This window comes from Pantoea sp. BJFS-204, assembly GCF_049310725.1.
GTDB classification, from domain to species: Bacteria; Pseudomonadota; Gammaproteobacteria; order Enterobacterales; family Enterobacteriaceae; genus Pantoea; species Pantoea agglomerans.
This window is the reverse complement of the sequence record NZ_JBMOWE010000004.1, coordinates 253,830-278,468: the sequence shown is the minus strand read 5'-3', so window position 1 is coordinate 278,468 and position 24,639 is coordinate 253,830. Positions and strand designations below refer to the sequence as shown.

The following is a 24,639-nucleotide window of genomic DNA, read 5'->3' as shown; positions in this document are numbered from 1 at the left end:
AGGGTGTAACCTCAGGCTGAACATCCTGACGTGATCTTTTCTTAAGGCTGGCTGATCGTACCGTGACGCTGCATTTTCGATTTATCGCGGATTTAACTGTGCTGACATCCGATGTGGGCATCAAAGAGAAAGCCGATCCATAACGAATCTGCTGATGCATTAAGCAAAATGGTGAGCCCTGACTATTCTCAAATAAAGGATATTGATCAGGAGAAAACCATGAAATTTTTCTACTTCGTTTCGCTTATCGCCTCTGCCCTCTATTTACTGGCCTTCCTGCCTAAACTCCGCACCCGTCGTGAACCCATAGCCTACTGGGGATGCTGGACTTATCTGGGTGCTAACGCCATTTTCTGGGCCGTTTATGGTGTCATGCATTACATTTGATGTCATTTTTTAAGCAAAGCGGTAAACAGGGATGTTTTGGGTGCTATCCTGCTGATTAATTGGGTTAGCGTGAGCGGGAGCTTAGAGATATATCATTTTTGAGTTTTCATCACAGCGACAGGATTTTGTGCCTTCTCACAGGCCCGGCAGTTATTCAGGATTGCGAGACGTGCTGGAAAAATCATATAAGGCGGCTACGCGGATTTTCAGCTAACCCTCTGGATTTTAAAGCCTCCCGTCCCTCGGAACACGATGATTTCTTCTTCTGTTCCGTTATGGGATATATTGGCATCACTATCGTGAAATTTTCTCTGCATAACAGGTTATCCCGGCAATGGCTTTGATCCCTAAAAACTACACGCGGCTGGAAAGCGGCTACCGTGAGAAAGCACTTAAAATCTATCCGTGGGTGTGTGGACGCTGCTCACGCGAGTTTGTTTATTCAAACCTGCGCGAACTGACGGTTCACCATATCGATCACGACCACACCAACAACCCGGAAGATGGCAGTAACTGGGAGTTGTTGTGTCTCTATTGTCATGACCACGAACACTCAAAGTACACCGAGGCTGACCAGTATGGCACCCGTGTAGTGGCTGGCGAGGACGCACAAAAAGATGTCGGCGAGGCTACCTACAATCCCTTTGCTGACCTGAAGTCGATGCTGAATAAGAAGAAGTAATGACTGAACTGTCAGGCTGGCCGACCTGCCTGACAGTCTCGCTTGCCGAAGAGAATCACAATGTCTGGCCGCGGCCAGAACGCAGTGTAGTCCGTCGTGCCAGATGCCACCCTGGCCAGACTCAGCGCGATATGAATCTTTTACCAGCCGGTTATTTCAGATTTTGATATCAGTTATGGCCGGGAGAACCGTACGTCAATCCCCCCCTCACCGACACGCTTTTTGAGGCTATCTGTCGACAGCACCTTTCCTATTGGCGTGTAGCTATAGGAGCTCTGGAATGTCTCGTAAAAAAGAACCAGCGTCTTATTGCCATACAGCATCACATCGCCCTGCTGGATCGTGCCGGGTTTATGCGGATCGCTATTAAGAGCAGCAGGCAGGTCTGCAAACTTCTCATTGCCGTTCAGCTCCTCCATCGTCATGGTCAGCGGGAGTTGCTGTACAAATGCTTTCGCGGTGGCGTTATCAGCCAGCGCAATCTCATACGACTGATGGTTGATCGTCATAATAATCTTCATGGGACGCAGCTCTCCTGCCCGAACCGGGCCACTGGCTTTAACGGGCATCAGACTATAGGTGGAAAGTAAAACCAGCAAAAGTAAGGCTCTTTTCATAAGGTTGCTCTCCGGATTATGGCGCATCTGTTCAGACATGGAGTGCGTTACTGCGATCGCCGTCCAGCCCTGAATAAACTGGCTCACTTACCCGCCGTTATCTGATGGTAAAGATTTATCCTTCACCCTTTCGCTGCACCATCACCCTGTCGGCGGAACTCGCGCGCCGCTTATTCTGCAACAGCCCGGATGCGCTGCGCTTCATCTGATGTGCTGAACTGATTTGCGGCTTACGTTTCGGGCAGTCGAAACATTTTGAGAAATATTTTCCCTGAATAACAGCCGGTTTCCACGTTGTTGCAACTATTTCTGTACCAGGCTTAACAAATAACAACAGAGACAATGTGGAGCATTATGAAAGAGCAAAATCGCACAAATGGCATCGCTCCTTATGGGGGTGCCGCCGGAGGCTGGGGCGCATTGAAGGCGGTTGCCGATGCTATCCGCGGCCAGATGTCTGTGAAGCAGGATGTGATCGCCCTGTTTAAAGTCAACCAGCCACAGGGCTTTGACTGTCCGGGCTGCGCCTGGCCGGACCCGCAACATGCCTCATCTTTTGAGTTCTGCGAAAACGGCGCAAAAGCCGTCTCCTGGGAAGCGACCAGTAAGCGCACCACACCGGAATTTTTCGCCGCTCATACCGTGACTGAACTGTGGGAGCGCAGCGCACTGCATCTGGAGGGCGAAGGCCGCCTGACCCATCCGATGAAGTATGATGCCGCTACGGATACCTATCAGCCCATCGAATGGGAGACGGCGTTCCGGGAAATTGGAGAGCATCTGCGCAGCTACGACGATCCGGACAGCGTAGAGTTTTATACCTCGGGACGCGCCTCCAATGAAGCGGCGTTTCTGTGGCAACTTTTCGCCCGCGAATATGGCACCAATAACTTCCCCGACTGCTCAAATATGTGCCATGAACCGACCAGTGTCGGGCTGCCGGAGTCAATTGGCGTCGGCAAAGGGACGGTAGAGCTGGAAGATTTTGATCACTGCGACCTGGTGCTTTGTATCGGTCACAATCCAGGTACCAACCATCCGCGCATGCTGGGCACGCTGCGGGAAGTGTCGAAACGCGGTGCCACTATTGTGGCGATCAACCCGCTGCGTGAACGTGGCCTGGAGCGCTTTACTTCGCCGCAGAGCCCGATTGAGATGCTGTCAATGAGCTCCACTGAGCTGGCATCGACCTACTACAAGGTCAGGGTGGGCGGTGACGCAGCGATGTTGAAAGGGGTGATGAAGATCCTGCTCACTATGCACGAGGAGGCGCTGAGCAAAGGCGAACCCGGCGTCATTGATGAAGCATTTATTACTGAGCACACTGAAGGCTTTGACGCCCTGAAAGCCGACCTGGAAAGCACAGACTGGGAGCATATCCTGAAAGTCTCGGGCATGGCGCGTGAGGAAATCCAGCATATCGCCCGGCTCTACGCCAGCGCTGAACGTACCATCATCTGTTATGGCATGGGAATTACCCAGCACCAGTACGGCACTCAGAACGTGCAGCAAATCGCTAACCTGCTGCTGATGCGCGGCAATATCGGCAAGCCGGGTGCAGGTATTTGTCCGTTACGCGGTCACTCCAATGTGCAGGGCGATCGCACAGTGGGCATCACAGAGATCCCGCCGCAGTCGCTGCTGGATGGCATAGAGAGGGTGTTTGGTTTCCGCCCGCCGCAGAAGCATGGTCACGGCGCCATTGAGGCAATAAAGGCGATGCGCGACGGCAAAGCCAAAGCGTTGCTGTGTCTGGGCGGCAACCTGGCGGAAGCGATTTCCGATCCACAGGTCACGTTCCCGGCGATGCGCAATCTTGATCTGGTGGTACATATGGCGACCAAACTGAACCGCTCGCACCTGTTACTGGGTAAACATAATTATCTGCTGCCGGTGCTGGGCCGAACAGAGACCGATGTTCAGGCAACCGGCGCGCAGAGCGTCACCGTGGAAGATTCGATGTCGATGGTGCATGCCTCACGCGGTTCGCTGGATCCCGCCTCACCCCATCTGAAGTCTGAACCGGCGCTGGTCGCCTCACTGGCGAAGGCAACGCTGCCGGACAGCGTGGTTGACTGGTCGGCCATGGCAGCCGATTACAGCCGCATCCGCGATTCCATTGAAGCGGTGTTCCCGGCGTTTGAAAACTTTAATGAGAGGATTAAGCATCCGGGTGGATTCCGGCTCTATAACGCCGCATCAGAACGGGTCTGGCTCACACCATCTGGCCGTGCGCAGTTTAAAGTGATGCAGGGCATCAATGAAGATCCCCGCTCGCTGAAGTGCCATGATCTGGTGCTCACTACCCTGCGCAGTCACGATCAGTACAACACCACGCTTTACGGGCTGAATGACCGCTATCGTGGCGTGACAGGCCGCCGCGATGTGCTGTTTATCAATGCAGAAGAGGCGGAGAAGCGACAGTTACGGGTCGGTGACCGTGTCGATCTGATGGCGCTGGACCCGGATGGCAATCCCACTTCGCGCCAGATGAAAAACCTGACCATCGTGATTATTGATATGGCCCCAGGTTCGGTCGGCGCTTACTACCCGGAGGCCAATGTGATGGTTCCGCTTGACAGCCACGATACCAAAAGCGGCATTCCCGCCTATAAAAGCATTCCGATATCCATGACTCGTGTAACTGAAGAGACCCGGACGACCTCAGGCGTTTTACGCTAGTCAGGCGTCTCAATACGTGAATGTTGCCAGCGTGGCCGGTGCTCCGGTCACGCTGTTTTCATTGTTGCGCCCTGAAGTTTTATCGATCCTCTCTGCCTGCTTTACCGCCTGTAAAGCACCCGACGTGAAGCAAGCCTGACGGTAACATCATATACACTACAGTCCTGAAAACGGCTCTATAAACGATCGACTCTTTTTTGCCTGCGCAGATGTTCAGCGCCCTACCGGAAAAATGCCATGTTTCACCTGATTTTCAGCTTACCCAGCTGGTATGTAATTGCGCGCGTCATTATTCCTTTGTCCCTGCCACTTGTCGTAAAGATCCTGCTCTCCGCTCTGGTGCTGCTGGCGTCACAATATCTTCTGGTGAGCCGTTTTACCTCGGGCGGGATCTTCTCCGCTGAAATGCCCCGCATCATCATCATTCTGTTTAACTGGGCGTACAGCACCGTGCTGCTGCTGGCGCTGCTTCAGATGCTGATGGATGCGGTTATGCTGATTGCCCTGCTGTTGCGTCATCCGCTGGAGCTGGTTCCCGGTGTTCGCTATCTGGCCGTTGTGCTGGCGATGGGACTGGCTGCCTTTGGCGTTCAGCAGGCGATACGCGTGCCGCCAGTCAAAGAGGTGACCCTTGCGCTGCCCAACCTGCCCGCTGAGTTCGATGGCTATCAGCTGCTGCAGCTGACCGACCTGCATATTACCCGGTTGTTTAATGCGGCCTGGACCGCCGCAATGGTTGAAAGGGCAATGTCTCTCAAAGCCGATCTGATTGTGGTCACGGGCGATGTGATCGATGGCAGTCTGGCGCATCGACGACAGGACGTTGCGCCGCTGCACGGGCTGGCAGCGCCTGACGGCGTATGGGCTATTACCGGCAACCACGAATATTTCTTCCATCAGGCAATCTGGACGGCGCATCTGGCCTCACTGGGTCTGCAACCTCTGCTCAACAGCCATACCGTTATCCAGCGCGGAACTGCAAAGCTGGTGATTGCCGGCCTGCCGGACGCCTCCGCACCCGGCAGAAACGCGGTCGGCCCGGATCTGGCCCACGCGCTGGAACAGGCACCTGAAAACGCGCCGGTAATCCTGCTGGATCACCAGCCACGCAATGCACGCCAGAACGCAGCGCAGGGCGTGGATGTGCAGCTCTCAGGACATACGCATGGCGGACTGATTATCGGGCTGGACAGGTTGTTTGCTAAACCTAACGCCGGGTTTGTTTCCGGGCTTTATCAGGTCGGCGGAATGCAGCTCTATGTGAATAACGGCACGGCACTCTGGCCAGGCATGGCGGTGAGGCTGGGTCGTCCCTCAGAACTCACCCGGATTACCCTTCGCCGCCAGCCGTAGTCGCGTGAAGAAATAGCCTCAGGAAAGTGCGGTTTTCGCAGGTGTGCATAAGATTGAGTGAGACAAAGGAGATCACCATGACGATGTTATGTACCGCCTGCGGAACGGCTTATCCCGCTAATTCCACTCATCAACATTGTAAAATCTGTGATGATGAGCGCCAGTACGTTCCGGCCGCTGGTCAGCGCTGGATCGCGTTTGATGAACTGCGCGCCAGTCACGCCAATAAGTGGACGGCCCATAGCGATGCGCTGTTAAGTCTTAAAACCGTGCCTGAGTTTGCCATCAACCAGCGCGCTTTTCTGCTGCGCACTCCGCACGGCAACGTGCTGTGGGACTGCATTGCCAACCTTGATGATGCCACCTATACGCTGATCGCGGCGCTGGGCGGCATTGATGCTATCGCGATTTCACATCCGCATTACTACACCACCATGCAGGAGTGGGCTGAAGCGTTTAATGCGCCCATTCATCTGCACGCCCGCGATCGCCAATGGATTGTGCGGAAGAGTCCGCATATCCAGTTATGGCAGGGCGAGTCGCTGACGCTGATGCCCTCTGTGACGCTGTTACGGCTGGGCGGCCATTTTCCCGGCGGCAGCGTGCTGCACTGGGACGAAGGAGAAGGGGTGATTCTGGCGGGTGATATTATCCAGGTCACGCCGGGTGCGCATGGCGTGTCGTTTATGTGGAGCTACCCGAATATGCTGCCGCTGTCAGCCGCTACGGTAAGCGACATACTGCATCGGCTCTCCGGCGTCACATTCGGGCAACTGTATGGCGCGTTTGAAGGGCAGGATATCCATCAGCAGGCAAAAGAGAAGGTGATGCGGTCGGGAGAGAAGTATCTGGCCTGTCTGCAGGATCATCAGGCCTAGCAGGCTATAAACGCTGAGAAGAGAACAGCCGCCCACAGGCGGCTGTTTAACACCATTATGCAGTCTGGAACACCGCAACCATCGTACGTAACTGCCCTGCGCGCGCGGCGAGTTCATCAGCTGAGGAGGCCGACTCTTCAACCAGCACGGCGTTCTGCTGCGTCACCTGGTCCATCTGGTTTACCGCAATATTGACCTGCGAGATGCCACTGCTCTGCTCTTCGGATGAAGAAGTGATGTCGCGCATCAGCTGAGAGGTCTGTTCAATGGCGCTGACGCTCTGTTTCACCTTATCGCCTGCGTTCTGCGCCATGGCGATCCCTTCCTGCGCGTGGCCGACCGACTGCTCAATCAGACCCTTGATCTCTTTAGCTGCACTGGCTGAACGTTGTGCCAGTGCCCGCACTTCCGATGCAACAACCGCAAAACCTTTACCCTGCTCACCGGCGCGTGCCGCTTCCACGGCCGCATTCAGTGCCAGAATGTTGGTCTGGAAGGCGATACTATCGATCACCGAGGTAATCTCTTCAATTTTACCTGAGCTGCCACGAATTTTGTGCATGGTCTCCATCACCGAATCCATTGCTGCACCACTGGAGAGTGCAGCCTGCGTGGCAGATTCCGCACGGGCGGAGGCAAAGCGCGTGTTATCCGCGTTCTGCTGAATGATTGCCGCCAGCTGCTCCATGCTGGCAGCCGTTTCAGCCAGTGAAGCCGCCTGTTGCTCGGTGCGTGACGACAGATCGCCATTGCCACGGGCAATCTCTTCTGAGGAGTTGGCGATGGTGGCCGCGTTACCTTTGATATCCGACACCAGCTGAGCAAGGCGCTGCTGCATCCGCATCAGTGCATTCAGAAGCTCAGCCATCTCATTACTGCCGGAAACGGCCAGCTGTGCCGTCAGATCACCTGCCGCGACGCGGCTGGCAACTTCGACCGCTTCTTTAACCGGCCGGGTCACTGAACGGGTGATCATGACGGCCAGCAGAATGGCCAGCAACGCGACGGCAAACAGACCTGCCAGTAACAGATATTGCGCATAGCGGCGTTCCTGGATCTGCGTCTGCATCATTCCTTCCAGACGATGGCTGGTTTGTTCACCCAGCTCGCCGTAACGGTTAATCGCCTGGGTAAAGATCCGTACATAGTCAACCGGCGTCACGCTGGCGTGACCGCTGACAAAGACACTATCAGCCAGATTCAGCGCACTCAGCGCCTGCTGGTTCGCATCCTGTGCCAGATTGCCAAAGGTGGTTTTAAGATCTGGCTCAATGGAAAATACTTTATCCATGTTGCCGCTAAACTGTCTCAGCGCCGTTTTGCCATAATCAAGCTGAAATGCCATGCGGCTGCGATCGGCATCCGACACATTCCCACCCGCAATCAGCGACGTGCCGCTAGCACGAATCTGTCCCAGCGTTTCAGTCAGTTGCGGCAGGCGACTAAAGATACTGACAATCAGCTGGTAGGTATTCAGATCGGCATCCAGCGATAGCTGATAAAAATCAAGTACATCCTGGTTCGTATCGAGTAGCACCTGAATCAGCTGAGCATGTCGCGTCAGGCTGGTTGCCAGGGTCAGTTTGCCCGCGTTAATATCGTTCTGCAGCTGGCTCCACTCCTGATTAACCCGCTCCAGCCGCTTCAGCGGCTGCGCCTGCTCATTATTCTGACGTAATTCGTCAGCAATCGTCTGAGATAAGCGATTAACCTCACTGACCAACGCCATACGTGGCGCGTTATCTGGCTTGTTCAGCGAGATAGCGATCGCACTTTCCGCACGGTGCCGCTGCAGCAGGTTCAGCAACTTGAGCACCTTTCTTTCGACCGGTATACCGGTCAGTTCCACATTCTTTGTATCAATAAGCTGGTTGCCCGTCTGAATAAACAGAAAGGTGGGTAAAATAAACAGCACCAGCGCAAAGGATCCGAGTAACAGGAATTTCGCTGGCAAATTAATCCGGTCGAGTATTTTTTTCATTCTTTTCCGCTCTGATGTGTGAGACGTGCAGGTGTGTAGCGCACGAAATAGCTTTCGTAATATTATTTTTACCGTTTCTTTGACATAGCCAGAGATGCCTCATGCAGCACAATGTCGCTATGAAGAAAGGAGTTTCGTATAAAAATCAGAAGTACATATAACACGGAAGGGAGTATAGATTGCGCTGCGTTATTTTACAGTGAATAAAATGACAATATTTACTTCAATATTCACCTAAGCCAAACTTGAAAAATACCCTTAAAAATCATAAAATTGAAATAAAAACACCTGGCAATAAGCATTAAGCCACAAGCCTGACTTCAGCGTTATTGTTTTGAAGATAAAGAAATTCAAGTTGCGTCATGAATAGCCGATAACTGACATCCTGCCTGTATCTGACTCATTATCACCAGACTATCAAAACAAATATCTACGCCCGGCAAATTCTAATTTAAACCTTATAACCCTAAAGAGTTACCTGCACTTTTATAATGAAATCGATTTCATTTTATTTCAGAAAAAGTCGTTTATTTATTCTGATTAATGATAAAAAAAAGCCCCCACATTGTGGAGGCCCTTAAGTTACTGCTCAACCATTAAAAACTTTCCCAGTTCGCCTTAGTCAGGTCGATGGTCTGCTGCTCAGGCTGCTTTGTGTGTAATACCGGACGCCGTACTGCAGCGGTCTGCTGCGACTGCACTGCACGGTGATTGCTTTCCAGCTTAAAGGTCGCCACCAGTCCCGACAGCGTTTCTGCCTGCTCCTGCAGCGACTTAGAGGCGGATGAGGCCTCTTCCACCAGTGAGGCGTTCTGTTGCGTCACTTCATCCATCTGACCAATGGCCTGATGAACCTGTTCAATGCCTTTACTCTGCTCAGAGGTAGCCGCCGCAATCTCATTGACCAGATCGGCCACCTGCTGAATCGCCTGACGGACATTTTCACTGTTAGATCCAACGCCGCTGGCCTGCTCTAAACCGTGTTCGACCTGTGAAACCGATGTTGAGATAAGATCCTTAATTTCACGGGCGGCAGAAGAGGAGCGCTGCGCCAGATTACGCACTTCAGAGGCAACAACAGCGAAGCCGCGACCATGCTCGCCCGCACGCGCTGCCTCGACTGCCGCATTCAGCGCCAGAATATTGGTCTGAAACGCGATGCCTTCAATCAGTCCGGTAATTTCAGAGATTTTGGCAGAGCTGGCGCGGATTTCATCCATGGTACTGAGCATCTGCTTCACCGCCGTCCCATTCTGGATTGACATGTGATTCGCGTTATTTGCCAGGCTGCTGGCCTGTTGCGCACCCTCTGAGTTCTGTCGCACCGTTTCGCTCAGTGTCGCCATGCTGGCTGAGGTTTGCTCCAGTGAAGCCGCCTGTTCTTCCGTGCGTGCAGAGAGATCTTCGTTGCCCGCCGCTATCTGCGTTGATCCGGTACTCACCGATTGCGCGGCGTGACTGACGGAAAGCAACGTGCCGGAGACGCGTGCCAGCAGCTGATTAAATGCCATCGCCGTTTTGCCGATCTCATCCTTACTGCGGACCTCCGCGGTATGAGTCAGGTCGAGGGTATGACTCACCTGCGTCATGGTATTGACCATGCCTGAGAGGCTCTTTTTGATGCCGAGAATCACCTTAGTGGAGAAACCGGCCAGTATCAGAATAAGCAGCAGCGATCCGCCAGACATCGCCCACAGGGTCTGGCTATAAACGCGCTTGTTCTCCGCCCTGAGCTGTTCGCCAATATCGATATTCAGCTGAATCTGACGGGTGAAATCCGCTTCCATCTTACGGGATGCGGCACCAATACCGCCCTCACTCTGCAATAATGGCAGCGTGACCGCATCATTATGGGCGCGTGACGCGGCAAGAAATGCCGGCAATGCGCTGCGGACCGCATCCAGATTTTTATAGGCCTGTTCCGTCATCGCCTTATCTTCATCGCTGGAGATGTCGTTAGCCATGTAGTAATCATTGAGCGACTTAATCTGCGTAAGCAGATTCTCAATGCGCTCTTCCGCAGCAGGGAATTTTGCCGCATCGCTGGTGCTGTGGTGGCGATAAAGCGCAATACCCAACTGATTGGTCACGCTGATCGATTTATTGAGATCGCGAATGCTGGGTATTGCGTTCATCTGTACATATTCAAAGCGGGATTGAAAGCCCGAAATCACTGATAAAGAGATAATCACCAGCGCAATCAGTGACATTGCAAGCAGTGAGAAAATCAATACCAGACGTTGTGTAATAGTCATACTTGCCCCCGGCAAAAAAAGAATAATCTGGACATAATTTAAAGTTGGATCGTTCTTATCGGCTCTTGTCTGCAGGGCTTTAATTAAGCATGGCGAATATATTTTTTTATTTTTCCTTGCGAATGGTACAGAGTGAACTAGCCAGAACACTACTCTGCCATTTATTCATTTTTATTTTGACACACCTTTTTACATTTCATCATCTGAGATAAATTTGCCACATCTCCTGTCAGAAGATTTCCATTGCCGGATGGCCACAATGACGCGGAAGCAGCCATTCATTTGAATCTGATAATTAGCCCGCTAATTCAACAGCGATGCTGACGATAATTGTTAAGGAAAAGGCGATTTAAATTCGTGGGATACCGTCGCAGACGCAGCAAAGGCAGGGCTTGTAAAGCTGAAGAGCTGAAGGGGTGAAAAACCAGCATGACAGTCTGTCATCAGATTTTCTGATAAGAGGATGACTGGCTACCTGTCAGATAACAGGCGACGGTAGGAGATTTTAGCCTTTTGTGTCAGGGCCAGATTAAATCAGTGAAATCGCTGGCGGAATGCTGAATCTGGTCTATGCTCACTGGCCCGACCAGGCTTTAGTCTGTTGGGTAGCAATAACGCTTAAAATAAAAAAAGGTAGTCGTCATGGATTTAGCCACATTTGAAACCAGAACCGGTCTTTGGCCACACATGCAGTTTACGGATGTTGAATATGAAGTGTGCAGCGCAGGTGTAGAGATCTATGCCATTGATGTCAGTCGTCAGACCAAGAGCAAGCTATTTATCTGTCGTGTCACCAACGAGCAGCAGGCAGCGTCGCTAACGGCACAGTTCAAAGAGTGGTTGCCGAAGTTAAAGCTTAAAAAACGCAAAGTCGCATTGAATCTGGCGCGCATGGCGTGCGAGAAGAGCTTCCCCGCGAATCCTAAATTCCAGGATCGGTCTGACATGCGTCGGAACACATCCAGGCTCTGATGCCTGCTTCAGCCTGCACCTGTTACAGCGGGCAGGCTGAAACGCTTTCTTATCCTGTCTGCGCTGCGGCACGTTTTAATCACGCGCCGCAGGCACCTGGAACAGCCGACATTCTCCGGGCTCAATTGAGATATCACTGAAAGTCGTGATATGCATCTCGATCCAGGTATTCGCGGCCCGAAGCGTGTGAGGTGAGTTGCGTTGTTCCAGTTCAGCCACAAAATCCCGGGTACTCACTGTGCACTGACCGGTATTATCCCGCCTCATCGCTTCTCTGAATGCTGACCAGACCTCATCATCCTGTGACATCTTTACCCCACACCGGCTCTCAATCGATAATATGCTGTATATATAAACAGTACAATTATTCGCTTTAAGGGTCAAGTCTGCTCTGTTTACCAGTCTCAGATCGCTAAGCAATGGCTTAATTGTGGCCATTTATAGCAGAAGCAGCAGCCGAAACAGGACTTTAATCCTAATCTTAGAAATCGTTTTCATATCTGATTAAGGTATTGATTTAAATAGCCATTGAATATTGTTAGCTTTTTAATTGTTTGATATCTAATTAAAAAAAGAGTTAACCGTAGCGGCATAAACATCGTTTTTGCCCTATCTTTGAATGGCTCTGTAATGAAATCCACTTATTTTACAGAGCGATCTGACTCCTACCCTTGCCCCCTTTTACAGGGGGCACTTTTTTCAGATAAGGCAGATATCAACATCTGATTGTCTCTGCAGACCGACAACGTTCATGCGTTGCTGACTACTGTGCTGATGACGTTAAGGGAGTGTCTGGAAAAGTGGTTGATTTGTAACCTGATAATTCATTGGTTGTGCTGACATCGCCTGAAGCCTGAAACAGTGGATTGAATCTCAAAACAATTTTCCGAAATAGCAAATAAACGGATTTTTACCCGCTTAAAAGCCTCGCCAGAATGACGTGGTAAGGAGAATAAAAAGTGCGTAATAATCTGGCAATATCAGATTGACCAGCGCCTCACCAGGGAAGCTGTAACGTTATAATAATGCGCTATATCTGCTGTTCGCCCCCGATTTTATGGGGGTTTTTCTTTTCCCTTCATTTCTATGCCCGGTTATTGCCGCACTGCGATCTGATGTCCTGATTGTCGAATCCTTTAGTACTACCTGAATCTACGATTAAATTAATGCTGCAAATATAACGGCATAATGGTCGTAGTTGTGCCCTTAACCAGCAATATTTCTGTGATATGTTTAATCAGTAACTTTCTGCCACGTGAGTCTGATTATGCTCTCCACCCTTATTTACCGTAGCCAGCTTGCGGGTTCTGTCTCGCCAGAGAGATTGAAAGCGCTGGTGGAGCGCGCCAGTATCAAAAATGCTGAGGCTGAAGTCACCGGGATACTGCTCTATGACGGACAGCACTTTTTTCAGGTGCTGGAGGGTAGCGTCGACAACGTTCACACGGTTTTCCAGCGTATCAGTCAGGATGAGCGGCATTTTAACCTGATTGAGCTGATGCGGGATTACGCCCCTGCGCGTCGCTTCGGTCATGCCGGTATGGCCTTATTTGATTTACGTGATTATCAGAAACACACCGTAGTGGATGCCCTGCTTAAGCGGGTTACCCTGAGTGATGAACGGATCAGAGATGACCGGGTGGTGAAGTTCCTGCGTTCTTTCGTCGAGGGGCGGGATAAAGAGACGTTTATCAAAATTGATCCTGCCAGTCAGTGGACGCTGACAACACCCGTCACCTCCGAATCTCAGCCAGCCTGGCAACCGGCACCGGGTCAGCGTTGTGAATTTGCGCTACAGCCTATTGTGGATACAGCGAATCGCCGGATTGTCTCTTGTGAAGCCTTGATACGTGGCCAGCACGGCGCATCGCCCGCTGATTACTTTTCGCAATTGCCAGAAAGCGAGCGCTATCAGGGCGATCTGCACTCTAAAACCTACGCTTTCCAGCTGGCCAGGCATCTGGGGTTGCGCGAGCAAACGCTCTCCGTCAATCTGCTGCCCATGTCGCTGGTGGTAATCGATGATGCTGTTGAACATCTTATCCAGCAGATCAGGCAGCAGGGATTGCGACCAGAGCAGGTGGTGGTTGAGGTGACCGAAGATGAGATCATCTCGCGCTTCGACGCATTCCAGTTTGCTGTCCAGCAGTTGAAAGCGGCCGGGATCAGCCTGGCGCTCGATGATTTTGGCGCCGGCTTCGCTGGCCTGTCGCTGTTAGCCGATTTCCAGCCCGACAAAGTGAAAATCGATCGCAAGCTGATCACCGATATCCACCGCAGTGGCCCGCGTCAGGCGATAGTGATGGCCATCATTAAATGCTGTCAGGCACTGGAAATTACGGTCATTGCGGAAGGGGTTGAAAAAATTGAAGAGTGGCTCTGGCTGGAAGGTGCCGGGGTACGCTATTACCAGGGCTTTCTGTTTGCCCGTCCAGCCCTCAATGCCCTGCCTGCAGTAAGCTGGCCAGCACGACGCCCGGAATAGACCCCGCCGTGATAATCCCCTTTCCTTCCCTTTTGCCCATAATTTGATGCGGCTCACACCGCTTCGCTGCAAAAGGCAAAAGCTGTGCCATGCTTGATTCATCTGACAGCCTTCAGGCAATACAGATATTCATCAGGTCACTGGATAACAACCGGAAATGGGAGAGTCACCATGAACGAAGATCGCATTGGCGGTAACTGGAAGCAGTTCAAAGGTAAAGTTAAGGAAAAATGGGGTGATCTTACGGATGATGATATGACCGTTGTAGAAGGGAAGCGCGATCAGCTGGTCGGTAAAATTCAGGAACGCTACGGCTACGAGAAAGATCGTGCCGAAAAAGAAGTGAAAGAGTGGGAAGATTCCAACAAGTACCACTGGTAACGTGTGCTTAATCGCCGGGCGTCTCTGCGTCCGGCATCTGCCCTGTACCCCTGTTTAATCCCCCGCACCCACTGCCATCTCAGCACACGATACACCGGCAGATTTTGGAAATGATTGTTTCTTTATTTATTCCTGACGCGCATACTGCGTCATCTTCCCTGTTCATGGGATCTCAATGCCTTTCGGATATCAATTATGCCCCAGCACTCTACCGACACCGTATGTGGTCTCGTCGGTGTTCTTCCTGAAACTCTGCGCCGCTGGCGCCGTGCCGGGCTGATAACGCCGCCTGGCCCTGCTGGTTACTCAGATAATCAGCTTACGCGTGCGCTCTGTGTGCGTGAAATGACCTCAGGGGGTCATACGCTCTTTGATATCCATACTGCATTTAACTGGCCCAGCGTTACGCTGCCTGGCGGCTGGGCCTGTCGGGAAGAGGATATGTTGCATCTGCTGGCGCATAACACGGACGCAGATGTTGATCGCGAACTACAGATGATGAATACCGACTATTGTGGTGATGATTATGTTAATCGCTACCTGCGGCCGCTCAACCTCTGGCTGCGCACTGACCTCAGCGAAGGTGCGGCGCGGCGCCAGCAGCGCTTTCATTCAGCGGTAGTCAGTCAGTGGGAGCGCCTGGCGCTGGCCTCACAACGACGCAGCACCGTACCGCTGTTTCTTGAAGCAGTCAGTGTCACAGATGAAACCGAGATCTGGATGGAAGCGATACGGCTTAACGGACAGGGCTTTCGGGTTGAAGTTGCAGCAGATGCGTCAGGTATCCCCGCCGTGGCGCAACGCCGCTTTGAGCATCATCTGATGTGGTGTGGTGATGGTATCAGTGCATCGATGAAGGCTGCATTTCACTCCAGTCTTGAGGCGGGTGAACCGATCATGCTGACCGGAACGAATACCGGCTTACCGTCGCAAATCAGCCTTATGGCAGCCAGCGCCTGAACTCTTTTGACTTTCTTACCTGCCAGTGAATAAAAAGGCGGAAACAGCCTGTGCCGTTTCCGCCCTGTTCATATTACTGATGTTCAAGAGTACGTTGACCGCCGATCGCAATCGGGATACGGCGCGGTTTCTCGCTCTCCGGTATTTCCTGGATCAGATCAATGCTAAGCAGACCTTCCGCCAGGCTGGCTCCGGTGACCTTCATGTGCTCTGGAATGGAAAAGCTCAGCTGGAAATCGTGTCGGGAAATGCCGCGGTGGATCCAGCTGGTGTTCTCTTCCCGGGCCTCGCCAGACGCTTCCTGTGACGGTTTCTCTCTGTGACCGGCCACTGAAAGCCGTCCGCCTCGTAACTCGATCTCCAGTTCATGCTCTTTCCAGCCAGGTACACTGACGGTCAACGCATAGCGATTATCCTCTACCCGCTGCAGATCGTAAGCGGGAACCGACGTTACCGGGCTGTCGCCAGTAAGCTGACTGAACAATTTATCGATGCGATTAAAGCGGTCTGAGAAGACTGAATCAGACAGCGAAGGGAACACTGAAAATTGTTGTACTGACATGGTGATAATCTCCTGAACAGGTTCATCCAAAAGTTCATCTGATCGGGCTCATATTTCCGATCATCTCCATAAATAGGGATCAGTAGTCAGTTTTCAAGTTGGTAAATATAATTTTTTTACCGTTATCAGACAGCCGGTTACCACAGAAATAAATTTCAGGGTATTAACGCAGCCGTTACTTTTTGCTCTGAGGTGCAAGAGCAAAATGGGGATGACAGCCAGCCAGTAATAACAGCAACTCATATTCTCCCTGACTTAATAGTGTCGGGTTACCTGCGGCTTCTTTGGTTTGCCAGACGCGCAGGCTAAGGTCAAAACGCTCAGCAGCGCTCTGCTGTGAGAGCCCGGCGGCAAGACGAAGTTCACGCACATTACTCTGGACGACCACAGGCGGCCTGGGGGGACGATTCACCAAACAAAGACTCCTTCAACATGATTAAACCGCAAAGGCACAGCGCTTCACCATCAATAAAAGCGAAGCAACCTGAGAGCGGCCATAACGAAAAGACCACAGAATAATTGACTATTTTAAATAAATGTCAAATTTCAGGTTTAAAAATTATGCATGATTTTTTATAAGCGAAGCGGCATATTTCGCCCTGACGGAGACTTTTCTATTTCCATAGAGTGCTTTATTCCTCCTGCCAGGAATTATCCTGTTATTTGCCTTAAGGGCCATTCAGGGATTATTCCGCTACCTCAAGCGCCCTTTCTTCATCAGGATAGAGGTATAGCCTGAGGGTCATGTTCAGGCAGAATCATTGAAAAAGAGGAGGATAATGAATGAAAAATCCTATCCAGCGTCGCTCGCCCGACGATCTGTCGCAGGTGGAAATTCGTGAACAGTGGCAAATCACCTACTGGACCCAGGAACTGAGGACAACACAGGAAAGGCTGACACGCGCGATCCGCGAGCGAGGGCCGCGGACCGAACAGGTTCGTGACTGGCTGGAGCAAAACCCGCCGCCACGTCGTCCGACACAATTCACACACGGCATGAAAGGTTAAACTGATTACTGTCTGAAGCGACACGTTACTGGCAGTCTTGCGGTGGATTGACCTATAGCAGTCAGGAGTACACTGACAGGTCATATCTGCCGGTCTTCATTTTTTCAGGCTTTTACCTGTATTTTTAATAGGTTATCTTCCTGAGCAATCAGCGGATAGCGATCCGTCTCTGGCTGCAGACCTGTTTAATTGTAAAACTGACTTAGAAATAACATTAACCACCCTGAATGCTTATTCATCTCCTGACGGAAAATAAACATTAACAACCGTAAAAACCCTCTCCTAACTATATAAAATGTACAAATGTAAATAATCAGGCGCATCTTCGATTAAATTTTCGAATCGTAACAACCCCTTTAATGCGTTAAAGAAAATATTAAGAGACACCCGCTGCATAGTCCCTTATTATCCAGTTGAAAATTAAAAATCAAGCCATAATTCCTGCCGCCCGAATCACATTTCGCTCCGGACAGTTTTCTTTTTTCGCTCCGTAATCAGCCGGTGCGGGGGTTCTACACACATGTTAAACAATTTAAACGGCGACAATGAGCGCCGCAGCCGCGCCTTACAGGCGTTGCGCGACCCTGATGAAAGCCGCGATGAAGTTCTCCGGAAGTTTGTCCGGTTAGCCAGTCAGGCCCTGGGTATCCCGGGCAGCTTTATATCGGTGCTGGATGATGAGTTCCAGACCGTTCGGGCATCACACAATTTTGAACTGCAACGCTCAACGCGTGCGGATTCACTTTGTCGTCACGTGGTTGATAGCGACAGTGCGGTGATCGTCCCTGATACTTATTACGATGCGCGTTTTGTCACGCATCCCCTGATCACTGGCTCACCCTTTATCCGCTTTTATGTCGGTGTGCCACTGAAAACACGCGATGGTATTATTCTGGGCACACTATGTGTGACCGACACCGAACCGCATGCGTTTCCCAGTGACCAGGTGACGACCTTAACGCTGCTCTCTACGCTGGTAATGTCTTTTCTTGAAGCCTGGCACTCGGCGGGTTTTACCGATCCGGTGACCGGGCTGCCTAACCGTCAGCGCCTGATACGTGATTTGCAATATCTTGCCGTTGCCGGCGATACCACGCCACGCCGTCTGGTTCTGATTGATTGCATCGATATGTCGCGCGCTTATGAACTGGCCCGCACCATGGGAATGAGCCCGGTTGAGAGCCTGCTGAAAGATATGGCCACTCTGCTGCCGCTACGCCTGCGTCCGGCGGTTGGGGAGATGATCTATACGGTGGCCACCGGCCGCTTTGCTATCCTGACCCGAGCGGATAGCCGACTCAGTGCCGCGTGGGTAGCCGGTCGTCTGGAAGGTATCAGTGCGGACATGGATGAAGGTCTGTCAGTCGCGCTGACTCCCCATACCGGTGAGGCTGACTTTGTCGCTGGCAGCATGCCAGCATCTGAAATATTAGGCCGTGCGGTCAGTGCGCTGCATGAAGCGGTCGGCCGCGGCCTGCCCTCTCAGCGCTTTGACGCTGAGGCTGAAACGCAGCGTTCAGAAGATTTCCTGCTGATGACCGATCTTAAAACGGCATTACGCGAGAACACCGGGCTGTATATGGTCTATCAGCCGAAAATTTGCCTGCAAAGTGGTAAACCCGTGGGTCTGGAAGCGCTTATCCGCTGGCAACATCCCAGCCGGGGCGAGCTTTCACCTGCCGCCTTTATCCCGCTGGCTGAGCAGACCGATCTGCTCTCTGTGCTGACAGCCTGGATTATCGATCGGGCGGTTGAGCGCCTTAGCCGGCTGAGGAATAACTGCATCCAGCTGCCGCTAACGATAAACGTCAGCGTACGTGACTTTGCGCGCGAGGGGTTCGCTTCAGCGCTGGAAAGTAAGATGGTCAAATCTAAGCTCCCAACCTCTCTGCTGGGAATCGAATGTCTGGAAACCGAACGTATCCTTGAAAGCCCGGCCGCCCTGCGCGGGCTGGAGATGCTCAGAGCACGAGGATTCACTATTTCACTCGATGATTTCGGTTCCGGCTACAGCAATATCAGTTATCTGCGTCGCATGCCGCTTGATGTGATTAAGCTGGATCGTTCCCTGATCAGTGAGCTTTCCTCTGACACGGCTTCACGCATCATTGCACGCAGCATCATCGCCATGCTTAAAGAGCTGGACTATACCGTGGTGGCAGAAGGGGTTGAGTGTCCGGATGCAGTAACATCCCTGACCGAGTATGGCTGCGATCAGGCTCAGGGCTATTTCTATTCGAAGCCGTTGAACGAAGAAGCATTGGATCACTGGCTGCACTGGAAGCTGCGTGGCGAGTGTCATTAATCTGGAGCTGGCGCAATCTGATATCAGATTGCATTTTCAGCTATCAGATCGAGCTCTGATATTCCCTATAAGTCATATTCAAAATATTTGATCAATATCAGCAAAAGTTAGCTATATCAGTCTGGCGAGATCGCGCCTATCATTCATTCCATCGAGGCAAAACGCCTCTCCCTGACTGAAATACGCTAAGGAATTGACCATGAAATCCATCAAAACTTTCGTTGCTGTTACTGCACTCTCTCTGATTTCATTCGGTAGTTTTGCCCAGACTATTACCGCTACCGCGTCTACCCTGGATGCTGCTGAAGCGAAAGTCGCGGCACAGGCCAAAGATGCAGGCGCATCCTATAAAATTACCGGCGCACGCGTTGATAATCGTGCTTATGTCTCTGCTGAACTGATCAAATAACATTTCCCCCTTCAATACGATGAGGCTGCCACTACGGCGGCCTTTTTTATTATGCAGGAAGCATGAGTTCGTCTGCTCAGGTTCAGCGTCTCTGATCCCATTACGATTGTTGGAACCGTGCCCCACAATTTGCCGTTTCGCTTATTGTCACCTGCCGTGGTGCAGTCTGTGCGACAGTGAATAAGGAGAGATGAAACATTTTTTGAACAATGCTAGCGTGTGCGCAACAATCTTATAAAACGGAGCTGCACATGCTGACTACCATAATATACCGCAGCCATATTTCAGATGACTTTCCCATCAGAACCCTGCCCGCGATGGTCGACAACGCCAGCAAAATAAATGCGGCTCACGACGTGACCGGCATATTATTATTTAACGGTACCCATTTTTTTCAATTGCTTGAGGGTCCGGAAGCGGGCATTCAGGCAGTCTATCAGAGAATTTGTGCAGATCGACGGCACCACAATGTGGTGGAGCTGATGCGCGACTATGCGCCTTACCGCCGCTTTGGTAATGCGGGCATGGCACTCTTTGACCTGCGAGAACACGATCGCTCATCGCTCCTGCAGGCCGTGCTGGATAAAGGGACGTCAAAATATCGTCTGACCTATGATGATCGGGCACTGCAATTCCTGCGCACGTTTGTAGAGTCTCGTGAGAAAGAGAACTACTACGAGGTCCTCCCGCCGGGTTACTGGGAGTTTATTTCTGAGCACAATGATGTGCCGGACTCCCGTCCGGAGACAGAAGGCGTCAGCTTTCGCCCGGTGGTGGATCCCCTCGCTCGTCAGGTCACAGCGATTGAAGCGACCACTCTGCGACCTGCTCCCGCCGACGACATCTCAGGCGATCAGCTTTATGTTAACGATCTGGCAACCGTGAAAAAGACGTTTGCCCATGCTGGCCTGGTCTGCCCGGACGGTATGACACTGTACGTCAGCCTGCTGCCTATGACGCTGGTGGTGATACCCAATGCCGTCGATCATATTGTGACCGCTATTCAGCAGGCGGGACTGGTTCCTGAACAAGTTGTTGTTGGCGTGAGTGAGACCGCAGTGATCTCGCAGCTGGAAGCGTTCTCTGAAGCCGTACGCGCGCTAAAAGCGGTCGGAATCAGTCTGTCGATCGACAATTTTGGTGACGGCTCCGCGGGATTGTCCTTGCTGACTCACATTCAGCCCGACCGCATTCGTATTGATGCCGGTATCACCCGCGATGTTCATCGCAGTGGGCCAAAGCAGGCGGTGGTTCAGGCGATTATTAAATGCTGTTCCGCGCTGGAAATTACCGTCATCGCGGCAGGGATCGTACAGGCAGAAGAGTGGATGTGGCTGGAGGCTGCAGGTGTGATCAACTTCCAGGGCACGCTGTTCGCAGCCGCAGGGCGCTATGAAGCACAATCCGTTGCCTGGCCGGAATACCGGGAGGCGATGTAACACTCTCTGTCCCAACGGTGATAAAGCGGTACGTCAGCGCGAGGCCGCTTTCTTCACCGATGTCCTGCAGAGCAGTATCATAGCCGCAGCGGCCCCGCTAAACACCTCCCCTCCCCCGCGCCCCCATCGGACCCGTTCTTGTGACAGGGATAAAGGCAGCGCCTTCCTGATGGTTCCGGCCATGCCTCAATCTCTGTACTCATTCTGGCTTAGCTCTATTTGATAACCACTGTAGCGAGTAAAGTTACCTGTTTAACTCTTCCAGTAAGCAAATCAGTGGCGGATCCTTCTTTAGGATCAAACTTCATCGCCTATCCACTGTAGTGAGTAAAGTAACGATATTCAGGGTTCGGAAACCACTGTAGCGAGTAAGCAGAGCAAGTAAATCGTCATCCGTCCTTCTAAATTGCAGCGCGAAGGCGCATTACCCTTTGTTTCAGGTACGCCAGGTACGGTTTCATTCAGTCATAACCACTATAGCGAGTAAAAAACCGATCTCCCTCTCAACAATGAATTTTGACCCTTGATTGCAGAATCCGCCCTGTGTGGGGCCTCGCAAAGGTGCTTTTATGAATGCAGCTAAGCTCTAAAACTGCAAAAATCTGAAGCACGGCACACCGTTTAACGGCTGTGGCGAGTAACCATTTTTAAGTGTGGGCATTTGGCAATTTAACAGGAAGTCTTTTACTGACAGTGCAATAAATGATAGTGAGTGCTTACTATATTTAAGGTAACCACTATATCGAGCATAGGCCAGTGACAATAACAACCACTATAGCGAGTATGCTCCCCATTTCTGCTCCCAATTAACAACCACTGTAGCGAGAATATCGCATTCATCAGCGCCAGTATCCGATCATTAACTGAACGCTTTAGCGATAAAACAACCTGATAACCACTGTAGCGAGTAGTTTACCCACCCTGGATGGACAAAAGGGAGATGAAAAAGCGCGGTAACGGAGGAGATAACCACTATAGCGAGTAGAGTACTGACACCGATTCCCCTGCACAGCCTGCGTGAATACTTCATGACGGGCGTACTTTCTGTGCTGTGATCAGGTAAGTAACCACTATAGCGAGTGAACATTGGGTCTCATTCTGGCTATTACGCTTTTTGAGACAGCTCTTCCGGGAGAGACTAACCACTATAGAGAGTAAACACAGCACCGGACTCAATTCAGGTCCTGCCGATGGAGAGTGATGAATAGCGCGATTAGCCCTGTTCAGACAGGCGTTACGTATGTTGCTGTCGTGCTGGTAACCACTATAGTGAGTAACGTTACTCGCTACAGTGGTTATTGCGTTTCAGCCCGGCGTTCCCGATAAGAGATTGAAAGCGGAGTAGCATGCTAGCAGAAAGCGTGTCATTGCTTCTTCTGCTTCCTGATTTTGTTCAGTAGCTCTTTTTCTTCACGCGAGACCATCACCAGCTCACTGCTATCCTCTTCAATCACCGGTTCAGGCAGGCTGACGTCAATTACGTCGGAATCGATATCAAGATCGTCAAACTCATCCATCTCATCATCGATCAGGCCTGACTTACTGAGCGGCAGTTCGGCCGGGCGCAGCTTAGGATGACGATAATGAACCCAGAAGTAGACTGATGAGCCACGTCGGGTTTCGGTGTAGTCGAGATAGCCGATCTCTTTTAACTGCTCCATGGCCTTTCTGACGGTGGCATTCTGGGTAATCACACGCGATGTCAGGTTAAGTCTTGCGCGCAGACGCGCCATAGATATCGGCGCAGGCTTCGGCGGAAGGCTTTCAATGAAGGTGTAGAGCGCCTGAGCAGACTCTTTGCGTGCCAGCTCATTGATGGCTTTAAGCTGCAGCAGAACCTTTCTGTCGAACTGATACAGCTCAAAGATCTTGGGATCGGCCTGCAGCGTTACCGTGTCCTTCTTGATGCTGTATTTCGCAGACTGCACCAGATGCGTCGTGTAGTTCTCTCCGCCCTTACTGGTAAAAGTCAGGGTGTTAGAGGCAATACGCGTCAGCGAAGCATCCAGACGGCTCCTGAGCTTCGAGGAGAGACGCACTGAGGGTATGCCGCATAGTTTGGCAAATTCAACGAAAGAGAGCGTTACCGTGTCTCCCAGACACTCATGCGTAGCGAATGCACGAATGATCCCGACCCAGGTTTTGAAATCATTATCCATATCCAGGCGGGCACCCAGAATCTTAATGTTGTCATAGCCTTCTGACCTGACCAGGGATAACTGTTTAAGATCCTGGGTCACATCCATGGCGTTCATCTGGTTTTTCTGACTGCGCGCTGTGGATTTTAACGTCGGAACAAATAAACCGAGTCGCATCAATGCTACTGGCTGGACGGTGTTGTTACTGTTGGGGGTAAGAGTAACAACTTCACCTGTACGTTTATCTGTTTCGCTAAACGCATCAGCTATGTTCAGGATATCTGGTTCTTTTCTTGGCATTAGGAAGATCCGTGATGTGAACAGGCGAGAGCCGCTGTTACTCGATACAGTGGATACTATCACTCACTACAGCGGTTAATCTACTTACCATAGTGGTTATTTCTCTCGATATAGTGGTTGTTTTACTCGTTATAGTGGTTAGCGACCCGGCTTTAACGTAGTCATACCGTGGCCTGAGGCGATGCTGGGATCTTTAAGGAACTTGATAAGGATCTTAAATGGATCTGTTATTGGATCTATTCAGTGGATAACCTGAGAAAACTAACTGAAAAAGAGTCGAGCCACCGCCCTCCCCCTTTACTGGATCTCACTCTTTCATCGCAAGCACCCTGGAAGAAGCCGTCATCTACGCATAATCAGGGTTATGCACACCGATTCAGGCCAATTACTCGCTATAGTGGTTGTTGAGTACTCGCCAGCGCGGTTGCTTTTCTCGCTATAGTGGTTGTTATACTCGTTATAGTGGTTATTCTTCTCGCTACAGTGGTTACTGACCCCCTTCCAGGCCTTGTGTCACAAGGCTTCAGACGCTGCAGGGATCTGTTAAGGATCTCAATTTGATCTATTGAGGATCGACCAATTGGATCTGGCCTGTGGATAACGGGGATAAAACACACAAAACAAAGAATTAGCTGAGAGTCCCAGTCAGAAGTGATTTTCACCTTCAGTTCTGAATGTGCGGTTTATCAGAAGCACGACTGAGAAGGTCTTTTACTGCTAAAACGATCTAACGCTGAGCATAGGTAAGACTGGAATGTTGCATACACCTATAACCATTAAATCTTTAGGGTTATAAGTTTAAATCAGGCCTCAGAAAATCGGTCAGTGAAAATACAGAAAACTCA

20 protein-coding genes are annotated in these 24,639 nt (G+C 51.3%); 13 read left to right on the top strand and 7 right to left on the bottom strand.

Features of this window, described 5'->3' with window-relative positions:
• Positions 1-219: 219 nt before the first annotated feature.
• Positions 220-387, top strand: coding sequence for a hypothetical protein (locus ACO6VX_RS14385; protein ID WP_009093121.1), 168 nt, complete (start codon positions 220-222; stop codon positions 385-387).
• 334 nt (positions 388-721) lie between these two features.
• A complete protein-coding gene (yajD, locus tag ACO6VX_RS14380; RefSeq protein WP_003850685.1) occupies positions 722-1,069 on the top strand; it encodes an HNH nuclease YajD in 348 nt (115 codons plus the stop codon).
• Between the two features lie 173 nt (positions 1,070-1,242).
• On the opposite strand, the gene ACO6VX_RS14375 is transcribed toward yajD, so the two are convergent.
• Positions 1,243-1,773, bottom strand: a complete 531-nt coding sequence (locus tag ACO6VX_RS14375; protein ID WP_242462820.1) for a cyclophilin-like fold protein — start codon at positions 1,771-1,773, stop codon at positions 1,243-1,245.
• 267 nt (positions 1,774-2,040) lie between these two features.
• Between ACO6VX_RS14375 and ACO6VX_RS14370 the strand changes: the two genes are divergently transcribed.
• The 3 genes from ACO6VX_RS14370 to ACO6VX_RS14360 all read left to right on the top strand — a co-directional run bounded on the left by ACO6VX_RS14370 (position 2,041) and on the right by ACO6VX_RS14360 (position 6,599).
• Positions 2,041-4,368 carry an FdhF/YdeP family oxidoreductase gene (locus ACO6VX_RS14370; protein ID WP_422431626.1) on the top strand — a complete coding sequence of 776 codons (2,328 nt, stop codon included), beginning with the start codon at positions 2,041-2,043 and terminating at the stop codon, positions 4,366-4,368.
• A gap of 237 nt (positions 4,369-4,605) precedes the next feature.
• Positions 4,606-5,721 carry a metallophosphoesterase gene (locus ACO6VX_RS14365; RefSeq protein WP_422431624.1) on the top strand — a complete coding sequence of 372 codons (1,116 nt, stop codon included), beginning with the start codon at positions 4,606-4,608 and terminating at the stop codon, positions 5,719-5,721.
• Positions 5,722-5,798: 77 nt separating this feature from the next.
• Complete coding sequence (locus tag ACO6VX_RS14360) at positions 5,799-6,599, top strand: MBL fold metallo-hydrolase (protein ID WP_422431622.1); 801 nt, start codon at positions 5,799-5,801, stop codon at positions 6,597-6,599.
• A gap of 55 nt (positions 6,600-6,654) precedes the next feature.
• Here ACO6VX_RS14360 and ACO6VX_RS14355 read toward each other — a convergent pair whose 3' ends face one another.
• Together ACO6VX_RS14355 and ACO6VX_RS14350 are read right to left on the bottom strand one after the other, a co-directional pair.
• Entirely contained in the window at positions 6,655-8,580 is a 1,926-nt protein-coding gene (locus ACO6VX_RS14355; protein ID WP_422458181.1) for a methyl-accepting chemotaxis protein, read from the bottom strand.
• A 596-nt stretch (positions 8,581-9,176) separates the two neighbouring features.
• A complete protein-coding gene (locus tag ACO6VX_RS14350; protein ID WP_060678839.1) occupies positions 9,177-10,835 on the bottom strand; it encodes a methyl-accepting chemotaxis protein in 1,659 nt (552 codons plus the stop codon).
• A 642-nt stretch (positions 10,836-11,477) separates the two neighbouring features.
• Between ACO6VX_RS14350 and ACO6VX_RS14345 the strand changes: the two genes are divergently transcribed.
• The gene (locus ACO6VX_RS14345; RefSeq protein ID WP_010256979.1) at positions 11,478-11,807 is read left to right on the top strand and encodes a hypothetical protein; all 330 of its coding nucleotides are present in this window, start codon (positions 11,478-11,480) and stop codon (positions 11,805-11,807) included.
• Between the two features lie 75 nt (positions 11,808-11,882).
• Here the strand turns inward: ACO6VX_RS14345 and ACO6VX_RS14340 are convergent, their stop codons facing one another.
• Positions 11,883-12,116 carry a hypothetical protein gene (locus ACO6VX_RS14340; protein ID WP_010671950.1) on the bottom strand — a complete coding sequence of 78 codons (234 nt, stop codon included), beginning with the start codon at positions 12,114-12,116 and terminating at the stop codon, positions 11,883-11,885.
• A gap of 958 nt (positions 12,117-13,074) precedes the next feature.
• Between ACO6VX_RS14340 and ACO6VX_RS14335 the strand changes: the two genes are divergently transcribed.
• From ACO6VX_RS14335 to ACO6VX_RS14325, 3 genes are all read left to right on the top strand, one after another.
• Entirely contained in the window at positions 13,075-14,292 is a 1,218-nt protein-coding gene (locus tag ACO6VX_RS14335; RefSeq protein WP_010256973.1) for a diguanylate phosphodiesterase, read from the top strand.
• Between the two features lie 171 nt (positions 14,293-14,463).
• A complete protein-coding gene (locus ACO6VX_RS14330) occupies positions 14,464-14,673 on the top strand; it encodes a CsbD family protein (RefSeq protein ID WP_010256969.1) in 210 nt (69 codons plus the stop codon).
• Positions 14,674-14,868: 195 nt separating this feature from the next.
• Positions 14,869-15,633: a MerR family transcriptional regulator gene (locus tag ACO6VX_RS14325; RefSeq protein WP_010671952.1), complete on the top strand. Its 765-nt coding sequence runs from the start codon at positions 14,869-14,871 to the stop codon at positions 15,631-15,633.
• 73 nt (positions 15,634-15,706) lie between these two features.
• Here the strand turns inward: ACO6VX_RS14325 and ACO6VX_RS14320 are convergent, their stop codons facing one another.
• Together ACO6VX_RS14320 and ACO6VX_RS14315 are read right to left on the bottom strand one after the other, a co-directional pair.
• Positions 15,707-16,195, bottom strand: coding sequence for an Hsp20 family protein (locus ACO6VX_RS14320; RefSeq protein WP_010256958.1), 489 nt, complete (start codon positions 16,193-16,195; stop codon positions 15,707-15,709).
• 175 nt (positions 16,196-16,370) lie between these two features.
• Complete coding sequence (locus ACO6VX_RS14315; protein WP_022624236.1) at positions 16,371-16,610, bottom strand: hypothetical protein; 240 nt, start codon at positions 16,608-16,610, stop codon at positions 16,371-16,373.
• 368 nt (positions 16,611-16,978) lie between these two features.
• Between ACO6VX_RS14315 and ACO6VX_RS14310 the strand changes: the two genes are divergently transcribed.
• The 4 genes from ACO6VX_RS14310 to ACO6VX_RS14295 all read left to right on the top strand — a co-directional run bounded on the left by ACO6VX_RS14310 (position 16,979) and on the right by ACO6VX_RS14295 (position 21,356).
• Positions 16,979-17,203, top strand: a complete 225-nt coding sequence (locus ACO6VX_RS14310; protein ID WP_010256955.1) for a DUF3606 domain-containing protein — start codon at positions 16,979-16,981, stop codon at positions 17,201-17,203.
• Between the two features lie 520 nt (positions 17,204-17,723).
• Positions 17,724-19,508 (top strand): EAL domain-containing protein, encoded by a 1,785-nt coding sequence (locus ACO6VX_RS14305; protein WP_422431617.1) that lies wholly within the window; start codon positions 17,724-17,726, stop codon positions 19,506-19,508.
• Between the two features lie 199 nt (positions 19,509-19,707).
• Complete coding sequence (locus ACO6VX_RS14300; RefSeq protein ID WP_010256949.1) at positions 19,708-19,917, top strand: YdgH/BhsA/McbA-like domain containing protein; 210 nt, start codon at positions 19,708-19,710, stop codon at positions 19,915-19,917.
• A gap of 251 nt (positions 19,918-20,168) precedes the next feature.
• Positions 20,169-21,356, top strand: a complete 1,188-nt coding sequence (locus ACO6VX_RS14295) for a diguanylate phosphodiesterase (RefSeq protein WP_010256946.1) — start codon at positions 20,169-20,171, stop codon at positions 21,354-21,356.
• 1,364 nt (positions 21,357-22,720) lie between these two features.
• Here the strand turns inward: ACO6VX_RS14295 and ACO6VX_RS14290 are convergent.
• The gene (locus tag ACO6VX_RS14290; protein ID WP_010256943.1) at positions 22,721-23,794 is read right to left on the bottom strand and encodes a RepB family plasmid replication initiator protein; all 1,074 of its coding nucleotides are present in this window, start codon (positions 23,792-23,794) and stop codon (positions 22,721-22,723) included.
• Positions 23,795-24,639 lie beyond the last annotated feature (845 nt).

Coding starts and splice junctions, on each gene's coding strand:
- ACO6VX_RS14385 (WP_009093121.1), top strand. CDS start 220: ATGAAATTTTTCTACTTCGTTTCGCTTATCGCCTCTGCCCTCTATTTA.
- yajD (WP_003850685.1), top strand. CDS start 722: ATGGCTTTGATCCCTAAAAACTACACGCGGCTGGAAAGCGGCTACCGT.
- ACO6VX_RS14370 (WP_422431626.1), top strand. CDS start 2,041: ATGAAAGAGCAAAATCGCACAAATGGCATCGCTCCTTATGGGGGTGCC.
- ACO6VX_RS14365 (WP_422431624.1), top strand. CDS start 4,606: ATGTTTCACCTGATTTTCAGCTTACCCAGCTGGTATGTAATTGCGCGC.
- ACO6VX_RS14360 (WP_422431622.1), top strand. CDS start 5,799: ATGACGATGTTATGTACCGCCTGCGGAACGGCTTATCCCGCTAATTCC.
- ACO6VX_RS14355 (WP_422458181.1), bottom strand. CDS start 8,580: ATGAAAAAAATACTCGACCGGATTAATTTGCCAGCGAAATTCCTGTTA.
- ACO6VX_RS14350 (WP_060678839.1), bottom strand. CDS start 10,835: ATGACTATTACACAACGTCTGGTATTGATTTTCTCACTGCTTGCAATG.
- ACO6VX_RS14345 (WP_010256979.1), top strand. CDS start 11,478: ATGGATTTAGCCACATTTGAAACCAGAACCGGTCTTTGGCCACACATG.
- ACO6VX_RS14340 (WP_010671950.1), bottom strand. CDS start 12,116: ATGTCACAGGATGATGAGGTCTGGTCAGCATTCAGAGAAGCGATGAGG.
- ACO6VX_RS14335 (WP_010256973.1), top strand. CDS start 13,075: ATGCTCTCCACCCTTATTTACCGTAGCCAGCTTGCGGGTTCTGTCTCG.
- ACO6VX_RS14330 (WP_010256969.1), top strand. CDS start 14,464: ATGAACGAAGATCGCATTGGCGGTAACTGGAAGCAGTTCAAAGGTAAA.
- ACO6VX_RS14325 (WP_010671952.1), top strand. CDS start 14,869: ATGCCCCAGCACTCTACCGACACCGTATGTGGTCTCGTCGGTGTTCTT.
- ACO6VX_RS14320 (WP_010256958.1), bottom strand. CDS start 16,195: ATGTCAGTACAACAATTTTCAGTGTTCCCTTCGCTGTCTGATTCAGTC.
- ACO6VX_RS14310 (WP_010256955.1), top strand. CDS start 16,979: ATGAAAAATCCTATCCAGCGTCGCTCGCCCGACGATCTGTCGCAGGTG.
- ACO6VX_RS14305 (WP_422431617.1), top strand. CDS start 17,724: ATGTTAAACAATTTAAACGGCGACAATGAGCGCCGCAGCCGCGCCTTA.
- ACO6VX_RS14300 (WP_010256949.1), top strand. CDS start 19,708: ATGAAATCCATCAAAACTTTCGTTGCTGTTACTGCACTCTCTCTGATT.
- ACO6VX_RS14295 (WP_010256946.1), top strand. CDS start 20,169: ATGCTGACTACCATAATATACCGCAGCCATATTTCAGATGACTTTCCC.
- ACO6VX_RS14290 (WP_010256943.1), bottom strand. CDS start 23,794: ATGCCAAGAAAAGAACCAGATATCCTGAACATAGCTGATGCGTTTAGC.